The following is a 16,451-nucleotide window of genomic DNA, read 5'->3' as shown; positions in this document are numbered from 1 at the left end:
GTTCGGTAGTCATCCGTTGCGCCGATGCAGCCGGCGTTGCAGCCAGGAGGAAGTGGCGCCTAGGGCGTCACGCAGTTGTGCGGCAGTCACGGTGCGTTGCGCCGCATCGAAAGCCAGCGCCGTTCGCAGCGCCGGCCAGCAGTGTTTCGGTAGATTTCTCGGTGCATGCAGCTCGCGTTCGAGGTCGCCGTCGCGGGCCTCGGTCGACGGCAAGCGGCGGAACGGGTGTTTACCGCCCGCCAATTCATAGATCACGCAGGCCACGGCGAAGAGGTCGGCGCTGGCGGTCAGCGGTGCGCCTTCCAGCAATTCCGGCGCGGCGTAGCCCGGGGTCCAGGCGTTGAAACGGCTGCGGCTCAAGTGCGGCAGGCCGGGCAATACGCCCTCCTCGGCCTGGCCGAGGCCGAAGTCGAACAAGCGCACGCCCTCCTCGCTGAGCATCACGTTGCTCGGTTTCAAATCACCGTGCAGCACGCCGCGACCGTGGGCATACGCCAACGCGTCGAGCAGCGGCAGCGCGATGTCACGCAATTCTCGCCACTGCAGGCCCAAGGGCCGCTCGCAGAGCAGTTTGTCCAGGGTCAGCCCGCGCATCAGTTCCATGGTGATAAAGGCGCGCTGGCACTCGGTGTCCACTTCAAAGGTGTGCAAACGCAGCACGTTGGAGTGGCGCAGGCGCCGGGTCAGGGCGAACTCGCTGTAGAGCAAGGCACTGGCGTCCGGCGATTCGGCAAATTCTTCGCTGAGGATTTTCAGCGCTATATACGGGTCGGGGTCACCGAACTGTTCGTGCAGCAGGTCCCGTGCGCGATACACCGCGCCCATGCCACCGGCACCGAGCAAACGCTCGATGCGGTAACGCCCCGCCAGCACGTCCGGCAACGCGCCAACGCTGGCCCGGGTCGGCGCCACGGCACGCGGCGCTGCATGGGGTTTGGCGAAGGCAAAGTAGGTCAGGTTGGCGGCATCGATGTCGCCAACCAGCAGCTCGTCGAGCACCGGTTTGAGTTCACTCATTGGCGGATCACCACGGCAGTCAGGTTGTCCCGCGCCGACCCGCGCAACGCGCCGTCGAACAAGCGCTCCAGCGCCACGTGCGGCGCGGTCAGGCTCAAGGCGTTGCCCAGCGCGTCGCTGCTCAAGCCTTGATACAAACCGTCGCTGCACAGCAGGAACGCATCACCGGGATAGACCTCGAGTTCGAGCACGTCCAGGGTCAATTGCTCGCTGGCCCCGACCGCACGGGTCAAGGCACTGGCGGCCGGATGAGCCTTGGCTTGCTCGATGCTCATCTGTTGTTCGTCAATCAGTTGCTGCATCAGCGAATGGTCCTTGGACAGCTGATACAAGCGCTGTCCACGCCACAGATAACAACGGCTGTCGCCGGCCCAGATGCAGGCTGCGCGATTGCCGTCCACCAACAACGCCACCACCGTGCTGCCCATGATGCTGTCATGGCGCCCGGCGGTGACGGTCAATTCCTGGCCCAAGCGGCGGTTGAGCCAGTGCAGGCACTGGCGCACGCCTTTGAGCCGCTCGTCGAAGCTGTCTTCGACGGGCAATTCCGCCAGGCTGGCGACGATCAACTGGCTGGCGATGTCGCCACCCTGATGACCGCCCATGCCGTCCGCGACCACCCACAGACCATGCTCTGGGCTGTCGAGGAAAGCATCTTCGTTGCGCGCCCGAACCTTGCCCGGATCGGTACGCGCCGCGCTACGCCAGGGGCTGGCAACCAGCATCAGAGCTGCACCGGCATACGGAACGTGCGCAACACGCCCATGTCGAACGGGTTCGGCGTGCGCTGGCTCATCAGCAGGTAGTTGGCGCGCAGGCCACCCACATCAGCCTTGAGCACCAGCACGTCGCGACCGGTCAGGTATTCGGTCTGCATCAAATCGAACAGACGGAACAACGACCATGGGCCGGTGTTTTTCTCGATGCCAATCGGGCGGCCGGCCATTTTTTCGAGGACCAGACTGGTGCGGCCGTCTTCCGCGTCGGTTGGCCATTTGAAGGCCACCGGCACGATCGGGCCATGGCGGTATTCCATGGTCTTGTCACCAAAGCGGAACTCGGAACGGCTGACGGCCGGGTCGAGGGTGTATGGCTCCAGTTTGAACTGCACCTGCGGCTCGGCTGGGTTTTCGGCAAAGAAGCTTTGGCGGATCACTTGGGCCGCGGCCATTTGGTCGAGGTAGACCTTGGACATCGGCAAGCTGTGACCGTCGATGCTGCGCAGGCGGTAGTTGCCCGGATCACCGCTGACGAAAGGCCGCATGTAGTTTTCGAAGAAGCGATCGGCGATGCCCTGCGCCTTGAAGAACTCGCGGAAGTCGCTGATGGCGACGTCGCTGGTGCTGTGGGCGTTGAACGGATAACGCTTGTTGATCGCCTTGCCATAGAAGCTGTACAGCTCGCTCTGGTAGCGCTGGTTGAGGTACTGGTAGGAATCGTTGAGCACCAGACGCCAGGTGTCTTCGGCCAGGACGTTGAACCACACGCTGACCGGACGCGGCAGGCGGCCCGAAGCGTTGCGCAAGTTGCTCAACGCATCGCGCTGGCCGCTCATGCGGGTCTTGGCCATTTCAAACGCCGCCTGATCCGGGGCACTGGCGCGTGCCAGGCTGGCCAGTTGCAGTTGCAGGTCGTTCAGCGCTTGCAGAGCCGGGGTCAGGTCGGCGGCCGGGCCGTTGTTGTCATCGAGCAAACGGTGCAGCGGTTCGAAGCGCCGTTGCAGGGATTTCTTCGCGGTGTCTGGCAGGTTTTTGGCGGCCAATGCATCGCCCGCCTTGCCAGCCGCGGCTGCGGCGACCTTACCCAACGCGCCGCCCTTCTTGGCGAGCAGTTTTTCCGCCGCGTCCGTCGCATCTTCAGTGTTGTCGACGGCGGCCGGGAAACGCGTGTTCTCACGCACTTCCACCAGCATCTGCAGGATCGGCGAGTTGGCGGACGTCAGCCCGGCCAGTTGTTCAGCACCTTCACCGGCACTGTTGATCGGCTGCAACGCCACCTGACCGACCGCTTCGCTCCAGAAGTTGGCGTAGTCGCGGAAGTACAGTTGCTCCAGTTCGACCATCAGGCGGCGCAAGTCCATGCCGCTCATGCCCGAGCCTTCGCCCAGCACCCAGTTGTCACGCAGGATATCGGTGACCAGTGCCGAGCCCTGGACCGAGAAGTACTGCTGATAACCCTGTTGGGTGTAGAACCCCGGAATCGCGTAATCGGTGCCGACGAACAACGCGCCCTGCGGACCGAGGTGTTGGCTGAAGCGGTATTCCGGCAGATTGCGAGCCTGCTCGCGGAGCATCCGGTAGACCACGGTGGCCAGCGATTCGCTGCGCAGAACCTGACGCGCCTGGGCAACCAACGCATCGTTGAGCGGGTAGATAAACGGCTGCTTGAGCAGGCGTTCGAAGTGCCCGTTCAGACCGTTCTGCACTGCGGTGTTGCCGGCGTAACGGACGGACCAGTCCTGCGCCAGCCAATCTTGCAGCCACGCCGGATCGCGACGGTCCTTCATGTTCAGCATCAGGTAGGCGCGCAGGCTGTTGAGCAGGCGATCGCGGTCCTTCATGTTGTTGCGGATCTGCCCTTCGAGCAGTTGCGCTACGCGTGGCAGCAGCTGGGTTTCAAGTTCACGCTGATACGCGTCCTTGACCACCGGGTTGCTCTCGTTGCCCTGATACAGACCTCCGCGCTCGAACATCGACACATCGCCTTTAGGCGGGAATACCTTGGTCGCTTCATAGCTGGTGTCGAGGGTTTTGAGCACGCCCATCGCGTCATCGCGAGCGGTCAGTGCCGAGCGCTGCTGGCTCCAGGTTTGCGCCAGCGAACGCAGGTGTTCCAGGCGTTCGTAGTTGGCCGAGAAACCGGTGGCCCAGAGCAAGCCAAACAGACCCAGTGCTGCGAGTGCGCCGACGTACAACGCACGCTGGCCCCAATGGATGCGGCTGCGCTCGCGCTTGTCCAGACCGGCCAGATCGGCCTCGGGGAAAATCACCCGGCTGAGCAAGTGGTGGATGAACCGCGAGCGACCACTGCGCAAGGTCGGCAATACGCCGCTGTTGATGCCCAGGCTGGCGCCGATGCCGGCGGTGCTTTGGTCCATCTGTTGCTTCAGGTGCGGCGCGCTGGTCAGGTAGAAACCGCGCAACTGGCTGACGCGCTGGTAGCGGTTGCCGGTGAACGCCATGTCGACAAACAGGCACAGACGCTCGCCGATCTGCCCCAGTTGATGCGGGAAGTCGAGGATGCGACCACGGCGCTGGGTGTCGCGCTCCTGGTGCATGCGCATGATCACCTGGCTGTTGAGACGACGCAGCAGCTCTTCGAACTCCGAGCGCAGCACGGCCACGTCGGTGCCGCTTTGCTCTTTGCGGAAGCTGGTGCCGAGCACCTGATCGCTTTCTTCGCGGGTCAGCTGATCGAAGAACTCGTCGAAGCCCAGCAACTGGTCGGCCTTGCTCAGCACCAGATAGATCGGCAGGTCGACGTGGAGTTTTTGATGCACGTCTTGCAGACGCGCACGCACCTGACGCGCCAGGGTGTCGAGGTCTTGCTCGGTGCCGCTCAGCAGCAATTCAACGGGAATGGTCACCAGCACGCCGTTCAACGGACGGTTGCGACGACGCTTGCGCAGCAGGTCGAGCAAGGTGGTCCAGGCGCTGCCGTCGACATCCACGTCCGGCTGGGTCAGGTAACGTCCGGCGGTATCGATCAGTACGCCGTGATCGGCGAAGTACCAGTCGCAATGGCGGGTGCCGATGGTGTCGCGGGTAAGTTTGCGGTCGATCTTGTTGATCGGAAACTCAAGGCCCGAGAAGTCCAGCAGGCTGGTTTTGCCGCTGCCCTGTGGACCGATCAGCAGGTACCACGGCAGATCATTGCGCCAGCGTTCGCTGCGGCCGCGATAGAGGCTGGAGGTTTTCAAGGTGCGCAGCGCGTCTTTGAAACGCGCACGCAGCTCCTTTTGTTCCTCGTCGATCAGCTCTTCGCGGCGAATACGGTCCTGGCCGTCTTCGGTTTCTTCAACGGCTTTTTTGCGCACACCGGCGCGCCAGCTGACGAAGACCATGGTCAGGCCCCAGATCAGGAACAGCACGCTGATGGTCAGCAGGCGCGAGGTCGAGCCTTCCCAAAATTTGTAATCATCGACGGCCAGCAGTGGTCCGACGAACCACACCAGCAGCGCGACGAACAACACCAGCAGCAGGGTCCAGACCCAGGTCTTGCGCAGGAACGCGCCGACTTTTTTGAAAAACTTTTTCATCTCACGTCCCTGTTTTACGGCTTCGACAGCTGCTGAACCGCGGCTGGATCAAGCGGCTGATAAGGTTGCAGAACGGTGTCGCGCTGCTCGCCGAGCACCCAGGCAAAACCCGAATACATCACCACCAGGCACACCAGCGTAAACAGCGCCACCATCCACCACGGCACGATGCGCACCAGGCTGCGACGCTTGTCGTTGAGGCCTTCCCAGTGCGGCGACAGTTCACGCGGCACGTCGCCACGCAACTGACGAATCTGCCGATACAGCGCATCGCGGATGCCGTCGAGTTCCAGCATGCCGCGCGCCTGCACCCGGTACTTGCCCTCGAAACCGAGCGACAGGCACAGGTACATCAGTTCCAGCATCGGCAGGTGTTTGACCGGGTTCTTTGACAGACGATCGAGCAGTTGGAAGAATTTCTCGCCGCCAAAAGTCTCGTTGTGGAAGCTGCTGAGCAGGCTCATTTGCGACCACTCGCTTTCATTGCCCCACGGGGTGGTGACCACCGCTTCGTCGACCACGGTGCACAGCACATAGCGCGCAGCCATCACCTGGCTGCTCTCGGCGCCGTTGTGCAGCGCACGGACTTCGAAGAGTTTCAGCGCAGCCGTCAGCCGCTCGTTGAGCGCGTGCATGTCTTCGCGGGTGTCGCTGTGCTTGAGCCGCACCACTTCCGACAGCAGGTCGGACGACGCCGCCACCAGCGAGTTGAGGCTGATGTTGAACGCTTCCGCCGGACGCAGGCGCGCGGCGTAGATCATCCGTTCTTCCAGTTGCTCGAAACGCGGCGGTGCGGCGAAATCGGTCAGCGGACTCTGTGCCGGGCCATGGCCCTGGCGATCGAGCAGGACGGTTTTGTCATCCTGGTTGTGCTCCATTTCCTTGATCATATCGGTCAGTTCCTGATGGCCCAGAATTTCAGTTCAAGCTCGGCAAATTCGCCGGACACGTGGAACGCGAAGCCGCCGGAGCGCTCCAGTTGTGCCAGGTCTTCGGAACTGAGTTCGAGGATGAAGTAGGTTTTGTTCGAGTGGAACGGAATCTGCCGCGGCGCAACCGGCAAGGGTTTGACCTTGATGCCCGGCAGGTGCAGGTTGACCAGCTGACGGATGCGCTCCACCGGGCCGACCTTGAGGTGTGCCGGCAGGCGATGCCGCAGCTCTTCGGAGTCGCAGTTGGCGCTGGCCGCCAGCACGAACGACGCCGTGCCCAGCAGTTTGTGGTCGTGCAGCGGCGACACGGTGATCCCGTATTGACGCGCTTGCAGCACCAGTTCGATGGCGTGCTGTTCGAGCACCATCGACAGCACCTGACGAATCGCTTCCATCAGTTTGCGGAAGCTCGCGCCCTGGTCGCTGTGCTGATAGCGGCTGTCCAGACGCGGGCGTTTGCTGTCGCTGGCAAAGGTCGACAGATCGCCGAGCATCGACAGCAGCGTGCGGTACAACTCTTCCGGGTGAACCTGTTCCAGGCCCAGGTAATGGCGCAGAACCAGTTCGGTGCGATTGATCAGTTGCAGCATCATGAAGTCGCCGACTTCCGCGCCACCGACCTTGCCGTTGGAACGAATTCGGTCGGCAATGGTGTCGCCACGGTGGCCGAGCATGCTGATGACTTCTTTGAGGCACGACAGCAGGTAGCCGGACGCGTGAGCGTGGATGAACGTCGGGACGAAGTCCGGGTCGAGGCTGATCACCCCGTCGGGCGTTGTGTCGAGGACTTCGCAGATCTTCAGCTTCACGTAAGCCTGGTCGCTCTGCTGCTCGCCGAGCAACAAACGGAAGTCCGGGCGCGCGCAGCTGACCTGGCTGCTGGAATCATCGCCGGCGTTGGAGTCGGCGACTTCCGCTTCGTACGCGGTGTAACGCGCCAGCACGTCGGATTGCTCCGGGCGACGGGACTCGATGTGGTTACCGGTGACCAGCGGCAAAGCCAAGTAGATCGGTGTGTTGCCGGTGTTCGGCGGAACGTCGAGGGCCAGCGGTTCGGTGTTGCCACCGAGTTCGAACAGGCTGCCGTCCGGGAGAATCCCCGAAGCCTGGCTGATCACCAGTTTGCCCATGTTGAGAAACTGCAAATCGATCTCGAGCCCCAGAAACCCCCAGGTGTAACTGCCCAGCAACTGGGTGCGGGTTTTCATCTGGTTGTCGTAGTAGCGATCGTTGTGCTGGAAGTGCTGCGGGCGCAGCAACATGCCTTCCTGCCAAATGACTTTATGCACGTTCATGTTCAGTCATCCGCCTTGGCGAGCTTTTGGTTTTTGTCATGGATGCCGGTCTGATCGAGGGTCAATTCGGCCACGGTCAGATCCGCTGGTGTGACTTGAACCACGTAGCGCCATTGGGTTTCGCGCAGGTCGCGATACGCCGCGAGCACACCGACGTAACGGCTGCCGCTTTCGACGCTGAGCTTGAACTCGACGGTTTCACCCGGACGCAACTCCAGCTCTTCGCTGGCCACCAGGTCTGGCGACAGGGATTCCTTGGCGCGCTCGTACAGGCTGAAGAAGTCAGCGTTTTCGAAGGCCACCGGGTGTTTGAGCTCAATCAGCCGCACGACAATCGGCGACGGTCGGCCGTTAAGGTCCGGGTTGACCTGATCGCTGGCGGTCAGCTTGAGGTTGAGCTTGGTAACGGTGGAATACGGCGAAATCGACGAGCAACCGGCCAGCCACACCAGGGCGGTGAGCGCTGTCAGCATTTTGATTATTACGGCCTTGCAGCGAGACATGCGCATCATCCTTGGTGGTCGGTGTGTAGGGTGGAAATCAGGCGGATCTGTTCTTCGTAGGCCTGGGCGAAATCCCGCGCCAGCAGGCGTTCGCTCCAGTCATCGTCCTGACGCAGCGCCTGGTGATAACGGCCGTAGGCTCTCCAGCGGCTGCCCGAGGTGGCGAGCAGCGGCTTGTTGCCGTCGCGCTCGAAACGCAGGGTCAGTTGCTGTGGCGAGAAGTGTTCGAGGGTGCCGCGTACTGCCGCACGGCTGGCGGTGAGCAAGGCCACCTGGTGCGCCTGCAAATCACGGAACGCCCGCGAAATCGCCTGCCCGGCCGGCAACTGGCCGGGTTTGTCGCCCTGCAACAGAATGCCCAGCGCTTCACCGGCATCGACGGCAAATTTCAGCGGGTTTTTGCCAGTGCCTTGCACCGTGGTCTGCGCCAGACGCAGTTCGTTTTTCAGCTCAGAACGGGTGCGCAGGCTCTGCTGCAAACCGCCGACGCTTTGCTTGAGCAAACGCGCGGCGTTGATCGCCAGGGCTTCACGGCTGTCGTGATCGAGGCCTTTGAGGTCGACGCCCAGCGCATCGCCGAAATGCTCCCAGAAGCCTTCGCTTTGGCGCTCAACCGCCTTCGGCGCCGGCGCAGGTTCTGGCGCGGCAGGCGCGGCCACCAGTTCCGGCACCAGCAGGCTTTCCATGTCGATGCGCGCATAGTCGGCACGCTGGCGTGGCTCCTGACGCGGTGCGTTGAGGGCGCTCAGTTCGTCGATTTCCGAGTAGACCCGTTCCTGCTGATCAAGCGCCATGAGCGGATCAAGGTCGAGAAACGCATCGTCTGGAATGATGCTGCCGGCCGCTTGCGGGCGGCCGACTTCGGTATCGAAGGTGGCCGGATCGCGCACCAGCCGCGCACGGATTTCGAAATCCCCCAGCACGTAGACGCTGCCGTGTTCGATACGCTGTGCTTCACCCTTGCGCAGACGCGCGCCGCTTTCGCTGGCCTGGATACCGTTGCTGCTGGTGTCGGTCAGGAAAAACGTGCCGTCGCGGTAGCTGATCAGCGCGTGGTGGTTGGACAGGTGACGCTTGCGGTCCGGAATGATCCAGTCGCAATCCTCGCCCCGCCCGATCACGCCGCCAGCCTGCTTGAAGGTCTTTTGGCACAAATCCGTGGGCACGAACTGCTTGGTGTTCAGCATTTCGAAAACCAGTTCCATGATGTCGCTCCTTGCGGTCACTTGCCGCGATTGACCGCCTGCGGATCACCCAGTGGGCGATAGGTGTTGTCGTTGAATTTGTAATTGCCGCTACAGCCGCCGAGGCCGCATAGAACGACGAGGGTCAGCAGGACGGCTTGCCAGTGACGAACAGACATCAGAGGGTCTCCAGGGCTAAACAATGCACAAAGCGCCGACCCTTGAGGGCGGCGCTGACAGAAGCAAAATGGGTGAGATGACGCGTCATGGGCCTATCCATCGAAATCGCCGAGATTGATGTTCAGGCGCCCGAGGCGGTACAGCAGCGTGCGCCGTGGCAGGCCGAGTTCGCGGGCGGCGAGGGTTTGGTTGCCGTCGTTTTTGCGCAGGCAATCAAGCAACAGACTGCGCTCGACCTGCTCCAGACGTTCGCGCAGGTTCAGGCTGCATTCCTGCGGCGCGACGTCGATGCGCAGCGAGAAATGTTCGGCCAGCAACTCGCCGCCTTCGCAGAGCAACACAGCGCGTTCGACCAGACCTTTGAGCTCACGAACGTTGCCGGGGAAGGCGTAGCTCGACAGGTGATCGAGCGCCGCGTCGGACCAGCGCACCGCATCGCGTTGCAGGAAGGCGCAGGCCTTGTCGGCAAAGTGTCGGGCCAGGTCGAGGATGTCGCCTTCACGCTGGCGCAAGGCCGGCAGCTCAATCGGAAACTGCGCGAGGCGGTAATACAGGTCTTCGCGGAATTTGCCTTCGCTGACCAGTACCGCCAGGTCCCGGTGAGTCGCGGCGATGATGCGCACGTCGATTTTGTGGGTGTCGTTGGAGCCCAGCGGACGAATCTCGCCTTCCTGCAAGACTCGCAATAGCTTGGATTGCAGGGACAACGGCATGTCGCCAATTTCGTCCAGCAACAAAGTCCCGCCGTTGGCCGCATCGAACAGCCCGGCGCGGTCACGGTCGGCGCCGGTGAAGGCGCCTTTGCGGTAGCCGAACAGCTCACTTTCCAGCAGGTTTTCAGGGAACGCCGCGCAGTTCTGCACGATGAACGCCTGGGAACGGCGCGGCCCGCAATCGTGAATGGCCCGCGCCACCACTTCCTTGCCGGTGCCGGTTTCGCCGCGCAGCAACACGGTGTACGGGCTGTGCAGTACCTTGCTGATCAACTGGTAGGTCTGGCGCATCGCCGAGCTCTTGCCGATCAACCCGTAACCGCTGGCGCTGGGCACGCTGCTGGGCATTGGCGACACATCGCCCACCGGCCGACGCAAGCGTTGCAGCAGGTGCAATTGCCCGAGTACGAACGACCCCAGTTGCCCGAGCGAATCGGCGAATCCCTGCAATTCAACCTGTTCGCGGCTAGCGCACAGCAGCAGGCCGACCACCGCTTTTTGCGGACTGACCAGCGGCATACAGAGCAGCGACTGCCACGGCACTGCCTGAGCCGGCAGGAAACTGGTTTCGTGCAGACTGCCACTGAGCCCCGTGAGGCTCAACACACGGTTCTGGCACAGGGAAAACTGCAGCAGTTGCTCACCGTTGTAGTCGGCCGGCAGGCTCGCGGTTTCCCGTGGTTGCAGGATGCCCTGCAAACACTCGGCGTTCAGCCCGAGGCTGGTGTGGGTGGCGTCGAGCAGGTACAGCTGGCTCAGCTCACAGCCACTGAGTTCGGCCACCGCCCGCACGAAATCACCCAGCAGCGCCGCGCCGTCAGCCGCGCGCGACAAGCTGGCGAACTGCGCCAGCAAGGCCTCGGCATACTTGAGCGGTTGCGGCACTCGAGTGAACATCACACCCACCTCAGGCGAACTCGCAGGTCACGCTAGCGTCGCCATCGAGCGTTGCATGAACGCGCTTGAGGCTTTCACCGGTAGCCATCGCATCGAGCAGACGATCCGCCACCAGCGGCAACACGTGCAGGTCGAGCAAGTGGTCGATCAGCCGCGCACCGCTGTCGCTTTGGGTGCAACGCTCGGCCAGGTGATCGACGAGGTTCTGACAGTAAGTGAACTCCAGCTGACGACGGTTCAAACGTTCGCCCAGGCGACCCAGTTTGATTTCGATCAGCTCGCGCAGCACCGGGCCGCCGACCGGGTAGTACGGCACCACGCGCATACGCGCCAGCAACGCCGGTTTGAAGTGTTTGCTGAGCACCGGGCGGATGGTTTCTTCGAGGACTTCAGCGGTCGGCCGCGCACCGTTCTCGCAGAGTTCGCTGATGCGCTCGCTGCCCAGGTTCGAGGTCATCAGGATCAGCGTGTTGCGGAAGTCGATTTCACGCCCTTCCCCGTCGTTGGCCACGCCTTTGTCGAAGATTTGGTAGAACAGGTTGAGCACGTCCGGGTCGGCTTTTTCGACTTCGTCGAGCAGTACCACCGAGTACGGTTTCTGCCGCACGGCTTCGGTGAGCATGCCGCCTTCGCCGTAACCGACGTAGCCCGGCGGCGCGCCGATCAGCCGCGAGACGGTGTGCTTCTCCTGGAACTCGGACATGTTGATGGTGGTGATGAAACGATCACCGCCGTACAGCAAGTCGGCCAGCGCCAGCGCGGTTTCGGTCTTGCCGACACCGCTCGGGCCGACCAGCAGGAACACGCCCACCGGCGCATCGGGTTTGTTCAGGCCGGCGGCGGTGGCGCGCATCGAGCGATCCAGCGCGTGCACAGCTTGCTCCTGACCGCGAATCCGGGTGCGCAGGTCGGTGGCGAAGCTCGCGACCTTGGCGTTGTGCTCACGGGCCAGTTGCGCCAACGGCACGCCGGTCCAGGCGCTGATCACTTCAGCCACCAGACGCGGGCACACTTCAAAACTCACCAGCCGTTCTTTGACCTGGGCATCGGTCAGGGCGCGGTGGGTTTCGTTCAGCGCGGCTTCCAGGGCTTCGACGCTTTGCGCTTCGTCCACGGCCGCTTCAAGGGTTTCGATCACCGTGCCTTCGGCGTCTTCTTCAACCGTGACGGTCGGCTCGACGGCAGCGGCTTCGCGAGCTTTTGCCAGTTGCTGACGCAGCTCCAGCAAGCGCTCGGCCAGTTCCTTCTGCTCGGTCCAGAGGGATTCCAGGGCGACCATTTCGTCTTCGGCGGCGTCCAGGCGATCCTCCAGAGCGTCGAGCGCTTCGTGGTCGATCAGCAAACCGGCTTCGGCATCGCGGCGCAGGGCCTGACGCTGACGCCCACCTTCGGCCAGTTCACCACGCAGACGCTCGAGGCTCTCCGGCGCGGCGGCGAGGCTAATGCGCACACGGGCGCAAGCGGTGTCGAGTACATCGACGGCTTTGTCCGGCAGCTGCCGACCGGCCAGGTAACGTGCCGACAATTCCGCCGCCGCAACCACCGCGTCATCGCGCAGGTAGATGCCGTGGCTCTTCTCATAAACCTGAGCCAGGCCACGGAGGATAGTCACCGCTTCGCTGACGGTCGGCTCGTGCAACTGCACCGGCTGGAAGCGACGGGCCAAGGCCGGGTCTTTCTCGAAGTATTTTTTGTACTCGGCCCAGGTGGTGGCAGCGATGGTGCGCAACTCGCCACGAGCCAAGGCAGGTTTGAGCAGGTTGGCCGCGTCCGAACCACCGGCATTGCCGCCCGCGCCGATCAGGGTGTGAGCTTCGTCGATGAACAGGATGATCGGTTTCGGCGAGGCTTTGACTTCGTCGATCACGCCTTTGAGGCGTCGTTCGAACTCACCTTTGACGCTGGCGCCGGCTTGCAGCAGGCCCATGTCCAGCGACAGCAGTTCAACACCCTTGAGCACTTGCGGCACTTCACCGGCAGCGATGCGCGAGGCGAGGCCTTCGACGATCGCGGTTTTACCGACGCCGGCTTCACCGACCACAATCGGGTTGTTTTTGCGGCGACGCGCGAGGATGTCGACCATCTGCCGAATCGCGCCATCGCGGCACAGCACCGGGTCGAGTTTGCCGTCGCGGGCTTGCTGGGTCAGGTTGTGGGTAAAACGTTGCAGCAGCGATTCGCCCGGTACGGCCGGTTTGCCGGTGGCCGGTTGTTCCTTCTGCGACAGGGCAAAATCCTTCAGGCGATCAATGTTCAATTTCGCCAGCAATGGCTGGTAGCGGCTGCCGGCATAGCGCATCGGATTGCGCAGCAGCGCGAGGATCAACGCGGCCTGTTCGACCTGGCTCTGACCCAGTTCGAGGTTGGCCACCAGCAACGCATCTTGCAGCCACTGCACCAGTTCCGGGGCGAACACCGGGTTGCGCGAGGCGCTGTGCTCGACCCGCGATTGCAACGCAGCGCTGAGTTCACCAGCGTCGACTTCGGCGTCTTGCAACGCGCGTGCGAGCAAGCCTTGCGGGCGCTCCAGCAGGCCCAGCAGCAAGTCTTCGACGAGGATTTTGCTGCCGCCACGGGCAACACAGCGTTCGGCCGAACTTTCCAGGTCACGACGGGTTTCGGCGTCCAGCGCCTGGATAAGTTGTTGCAGGTCTACGTTGATCATTGGTCATCCATCCTTAATGAATTTTGCTACCCAGGGTCACCACGCCGTCCGCGTGTTCGCGGCCCAGCCAACTGGTCCACCCAAGGCGACAGGCGTTCTGCTCACCGATGCGCAGTTCGCGGATTTCTTCCTGGCGCAGGACCAGGCGAATGTCGTAATCGAGCGGGTCACGCAGGGTGAACCGCACCAGCGCGCACAGCGGCTGGTAGCCGAAACCGATCGGCAGGAATTCGTGGAAGCGTTGCCAGTCGAGTTCGCGGATGTGAATCCGGAACTTGCCGCTGCGGTCGCGCACGCTCTCGCCCAGCACCAGGTCTTCACCGAGCGCGCTGTTGGCGCGGCCCAGGCGGTTACGCTGCTCGTCGAGGATTTCAACGCGACGCTCGATGCACTGCTCGATGGTCAGTTCGGCATGTTTGAAGTAGTAACGCAGCACGGCTTCGATCAACGCCGCCGAGTGCGCCCGCAAGCTCAACAGGCCGAGGTACGGCAGCAGGCGTTTCCAGTTCAGTTCCTGGGCCTTGCGGATGTCTTCGCCACCCAGGCCGATCAGCGCAAACAGCTGCGAGGAGAACGGGTCGAGGGCGCCGCTCTCGAAGCTGGCGCGGTAGCGGTACTTGCGCCAGATCGGCAGCATCAGCCGTTGCAGGCGATGGTGGAACAGGTCAAGGAAGTTGCGCGTCGGGTTGCCGTCTTCGCTGTCGCCCAGGGCTTGCTCACCATAGAACGCCGGCAGCGGCGAACCGGAACCGACCAGGCCGATCAGGTTGAAACGCAGGCGCGCGCGCAGCTGCCCGTGCTCGTGGAAAAACTCCACGCGATCGACGTCGCTGCCAGGGAAACCCAGGCTCGGGTTGGCCTGGAATTCCAGCTGGTCGTACAAGTCCTCTTCGCTCAGGTACGGGTGGGCATCGCGCAGCCGATCGACGACCAGCAGCACGGCCTGAAACAGCGAGTACTCGCGTATTCCTCGGGTCAGCCCGCTTAAAGCAGAGGCTGAAGGCCCATACGTGGTGTCCATTGGTACACCTCTCCCTGTGTGCTTTTTACCCGCAGCTCGTGGTACGAATTGAGACTGGCGTAAAGCGCGAAAAACTCGTTAAGAACCGAAGCGAAGACGAACAGGTCGCCTTCACCGATATAGCCTTCCGGGTCGATGGTCAGCTCGGTGCGCAACCCGCGCAGCGGCAACCCGCGGTGCAGTCGGTCGACGTGCTGGTGCTTGATCGACTTGAGCCCGCCCAGCAGGCGTTTGCTGACCTTCTCCGCGTGCTGGTCGTAGTAACGCGGCAGGTCGTAGGTTTCGAGAATCACCTTGAGCGCGTCGACGTTGGCCAGCGACAGGTAGTTGAGCGACATGTTGCTGATCAGCTTCCACAGGAAGTCGCGGCTCAGCGGCGGAGCGAAGCTCGACGTGGCCGGGGTGATGTTGCGGAAACTGAGGAACTCAGGAGTCTCTTCACAGGCCATGCAGATGTCGCCGAGCTTGAGCCGGCGTGGCAGGTTCTGGTTGGTGCACATCAGCTCGATCGACAGCGTTTCATGGGCTTCGGTGTGGCGGATACCGAAGCTCAGGTAGGTGTCGAGGCCGTCATGCAGCAACGAAGTGCGCTGGCGAATGCTGTAATGCGGACGGCTTTGCGGTACGTCGAAACTCGGGTCGTGCTCGAAGGACTCGAACGGCACGTACTCCTGATAACCCAGACCACCGGGCTTCCAGCCGGTGACGCCTTCAACCGAAAACACCCCGCAGTTTTCCAGGTCGTATTCGGCCGGCAGCAACAGGTATTCATCCTGTTTACCGTCGAGGCGAATCGGCAAGGCGTCGTGCTTGAACAGGTTGACGATGGGCGTGCAGTAGAGCTTCACGTTGTCCAGGGTCGGGCGCAGACGCTGGATGCCGCTCTTGCGAATGTCGAAGCGCAACTCCAGACCGCGCATCTGCTTGAGGGTGTCTTCGGGCAGTGACTTGAGCAGATCCAGACCGTTCAAATCGACGAACAGGAACTTGTCCTGGAAGGCGAAATATTCCTGCAAGTAGCGATAGCCACGGAAGGTGTTCAGCGGATACGGGATCAACGCTTCTTCTTCGGCAAAACCCACCGGCTGCACGCGGTCGCCAGGCATCTTGAACGCCATCGGCGTGCCGTTGGCACCATTGAGCGGCTTGCCGGCTGCGTCCAGCGGAATCAGCTCGATACCTTCCAGGTTGCGCAACAGGCTCAGGTAAAGCATCTGGCTGATGTAACGCTCACCGGCCAGGTGCAGACGCAGACGACTCAGGTCCAGCTCGCCGATATGCCCGTCGCAACTCATCTCCAGGCGCAGGCTCAACAGCGAACCGTCGCCCTTCACCGAGTACGTCAGCGCGGTCAGGTCCAGCGGCAGGACTTCAGTCGGGTAGCAGGTACGAAACCGGCAACGCACATCATCGATCGGCACACTCTCGATCGGCGTATCACGCTCGACCTGCAACGCCGGCCCGGAACGCTTCAACGGATCGAACTGCAAAATGCTGAACGCCGGCAACGGCCGCATGTAGTTCGGCCACAGCAAATGCATCAGCGAATGGCTGAGCTCCGGCAACTCGTCATCGAGCTTCTGCCGCAGGCGCCCGGTGAGGAACGCAAAGCCTTCCAGCAACCGCTCCACGTCTGGGTCACGCCCGGCTTGGCCGAGGAAAGGTGCTAATGCCGGGCTACGCTCGGCGAATCGACGACCTAACTGGCGAAGTGCGGTGAGTTCGCTTTGGTAGTAGTGGTTAAAGGACATGGGTTAGCTGCCTGGTTGTGGATTCACTATGCATC

At 62.4% G+C, this 16,451-nt stretch carries 12 protein-coding genes; all 12 read right to left on the bottom strand.

What is annotated here, in order from left to right; genetic code table 11:
• Positions 1-9: 9 nt before the first annotated feature.
• The 12 genes from BK659_RS16855 to tssF all read right to left on the bottom strand — a co-directional run bounded on the left by BK659_RS16855 (position 10) and on the right by tssF (position 16,416).
• Positions 10-1,017, bottom strand: coding sequence for a serine/threonine-protein kinase (locus BK659_RS16855; protein ID WP_123426153.1), 1,008 nt, complete (start codon positions 1,015-1,017; stop codon positions 10-12).
• Entirely contained in the window at positions 1,014-1,742 is a 729-nt protein-coding gene (locus BK659_RS16850) for a PP2C family protein-serine/threonine phosphatase (protein WP_123426152.1), read from the bottom strand. The genes BK659_RS16855 and BK659_RS16850 overlap by 4 nt, the downstream gene beginning before the upstream one ends.
• Entirely contained in the window at positions 1,742-5,275 is a 3,534-nt protein-coding gene (tssM, locus tag BK659_RS16845; protein ID WP_123426151.1) for a type VI secretion system membrane subunit TssM, read from the bottom strand. Before tssM ends, BK659_RS16850 begins: the two co-directional genes overlap by 1 nt.
• A 14-nt stretch (positions 5,276-5,289) precedes the next feature.
• On the bottom strand, positions 5,290-6,165 hold the full coding sequence (gene icmH / locus BK659_RS16840; RefSeq protein ID WP_123426150.1) for a type IVB secretion system protein IcmH/DotU: 876 nt from the start codon (positions 6,163-6,165) through the stop codon (positions 5,290-5,292).
• Between the two features lie 5 nt (positions 6,166-6,170).
• The gene (gene tssK / locus BK659_RS16835; RefSeq protein WP_071552761.1) at positions 6,171-7,502 is read right to left on the bottom strand and encodes a type VI secretion system baseplate subunit TssK; all 1,332 of its coding nucleotides are present in this window, start codon (positions 7,500-7,502) and stop codon (positions 6,171-6,173) included.
• Between the two features lie 2 nt (positions 7,503-7,504).
• The gene (tssJ, locus tag BK659_RS16830; RefSeq protein WP_123426149.1) at positions 7,505-8,005 is read right to left on the bottom strand and encodes a type VI secretion system lipoprotein TssJ; all 501 of its coding nucleotides are present in this window, start codon (positions 8,003-8,005) and stop codon (positions 7,505-7,507) included.
• A gap of 5 nt (positions 8,006-8,010) precedes the next feature.
• Positions 8,011-9,210: a type VI secretion system-associated FHA domain protein TagH gene (gene tagH / locus BK659_RS16825; protein WP_123426148.1), complete on the bottom strand. Its 1,200-nt coding sequence runs from the start codon at positions 9,208-9,210 to the stop codon at positions 8,011-8,013.
• Positions 9,211-9,227: 17 nt separating this feature from the next.
• The gene (locus tag BK659_RS16820; protein ID WP_008030659.1) at positions 9,228-9,368 is read right to left on the bottom strand and encodes a hypothetical protein; all 141 of its coding nucleotides are present in this window, start codon (positions 9,366-9,368) and stop codon (positions 9,228-9,230) included.
• Positions 9,369-9,461: 93 nt separating this feature from the next.
• The gene (locus tag BK659_RS16815) at positions 9,462-10,979 is read right to left on the bottom strand and encodes a sigma-54 interaction domain-containing protein (RefSeq protein WP_123426147.1); all 1,518 of its coding nucleotides are present in this window, start codon (positions 10,977-10,979) and stop codon (positions 9,462-9,464) included.
• 10 nt (positions 10,980-10,989) lie between these two features.
• Positions 10,990-13,644 (bottom strand): type VI secretion system ATPase TssH, encoded by a 2,655-nt coding sequence (gene tssH / locus BK659_RS16810; RefSeq protein WP_123426146.1) that lies wholly within the window; start codon positions 13,642-13,644, stop codon positions 10,990-10,992.
• 13 nt (positions 13,645-13,657) lie between these two features.
• Positions 13,658-14,665, bottom strand: coding sequence for a type VI secretion system baseplate subunit TssG (tssG, locus tag BK659_RS16805; RefSeq protein WP_123426145.1), 1,008 nt, complete (start codon positions 14,663-14,665; stop codon positions 13,658-13,660).
• On the bottom strand, positions 14,629-16,416 hold the full coding sequence (gene tssF / locus BK659_RS16800; protein ID WP_123426144.1) for a type VI secretion system baseplate subunit TssF: 1,788 nt from the start codon (positions 16,414-16,416) through the stop codon (positions 14,629-14,631). Before tssF ends, tssG begins: the two co-directional genes overlap by 37 nt.
• Positions 16,417-16,451 lie beyond the last annotated feature (35 nt).

Source organism: Pseudomonas brassicacearum (assembly GCF_003732225.1).
In the GTDB taxonomy this organism is placed as follows: Bacteria; Pseudomonadota; Gammaproteobacteria; order Pseudomonadales; family Pseudomonadaceae; genus Aquipseudomonas; species Aquipseudomonas brassicacearum_E.
Note: the sequence above shows the minus strand (reverse complement) of the source record. Positions and strands in the feature narration are given on the sequence as shown.

Excerpts from the sequence above, each read along its gene's own strand:
- BK659_RS16855 (WP_123426153.1), bottom strand. The coding sequence starts at position 1,017 with ATGAGTGAACTCAAACCGGTGCTCGACGAGCTGCTGGTTGGCGACATC.
- BK659_RS16850 (WP_123426152.1), bottom strand. The coding sequence starts at position 1,742 with ATGCTGGTTGCCAGCCCCTGGCGTAGCGCGGCGCGTACCGATCCGGGC.
- tssM (WP_123426151.1), bottom strand. The coding sequence starts at position 5,275 with ATGAAAAAGTTTTTCAAAAAAGTCGGCGCGTTCCTGCGCAAGACCTGG.
- icmH (WP_123426150.1), bottom strand. The coding sequence starts at position 6,165 with ATGATCAAGGAAATGGAGCACAACCAGGATGACAAAACCGTCCTGCTC.
- tssK (WP_071552761.1), bottom strand. The coding sequence starts at position 7,502 with ATGAACGTGCATAAAGTCATTTGGCAGGAAGGCATGTTGCTGCGCCCG.
- tssJ (WP_123426149.1), bottom strand. The coding sequence starts at position 8,005 with ATGTCTCGCTGCAAGGCCGTAATAATCAAAATGCTGACAGCGCTCACC.
- tagH (WP_123426148.1), bottom strand. The coding sequence starts at position 9,210 with ATGGAACTGGTTTTCGAAATGCTGAACACCAAGCAGTTCGTGCCCACG.
- BK659_RS16820 (WP_008030659.1), bottom strand. The coding sequence starts at position 9,368 with ATGTCTGTTCGTCACTGGCAAGCCGTCCTGCTGACCCTCGTCGTTCTA.
- BK659_RS16815 (WP_123426147.1), bottom strand. The coding sequence starts at position 10,979 with ATGTTCACTCGAGTGCCGCAACCGCTCAAGTATGCCGAGGCCTTGCTG.
- tssH (WP_123426146.1), bottom strand. The coding sequence starts at position 13,644 with ATGATCAACGTAGACCTGCAACAACTTATCCAGGCGCTGGACGCCGAA.
- tssG (WP_123426145.1), bottom strand. The coding sequence starts at position 14,665 with ATGGACACCACGTATGGGCCTTCAGCCTCTGCTTTAAGCGGGCTGACC.
- tssF (WP_123426144.1), bottom strand. The coding sequence starts at position 16,416 with ATGTCCTTTAACCACTACTACCAAAGCGAACTCACCGCACTTCGCCAG.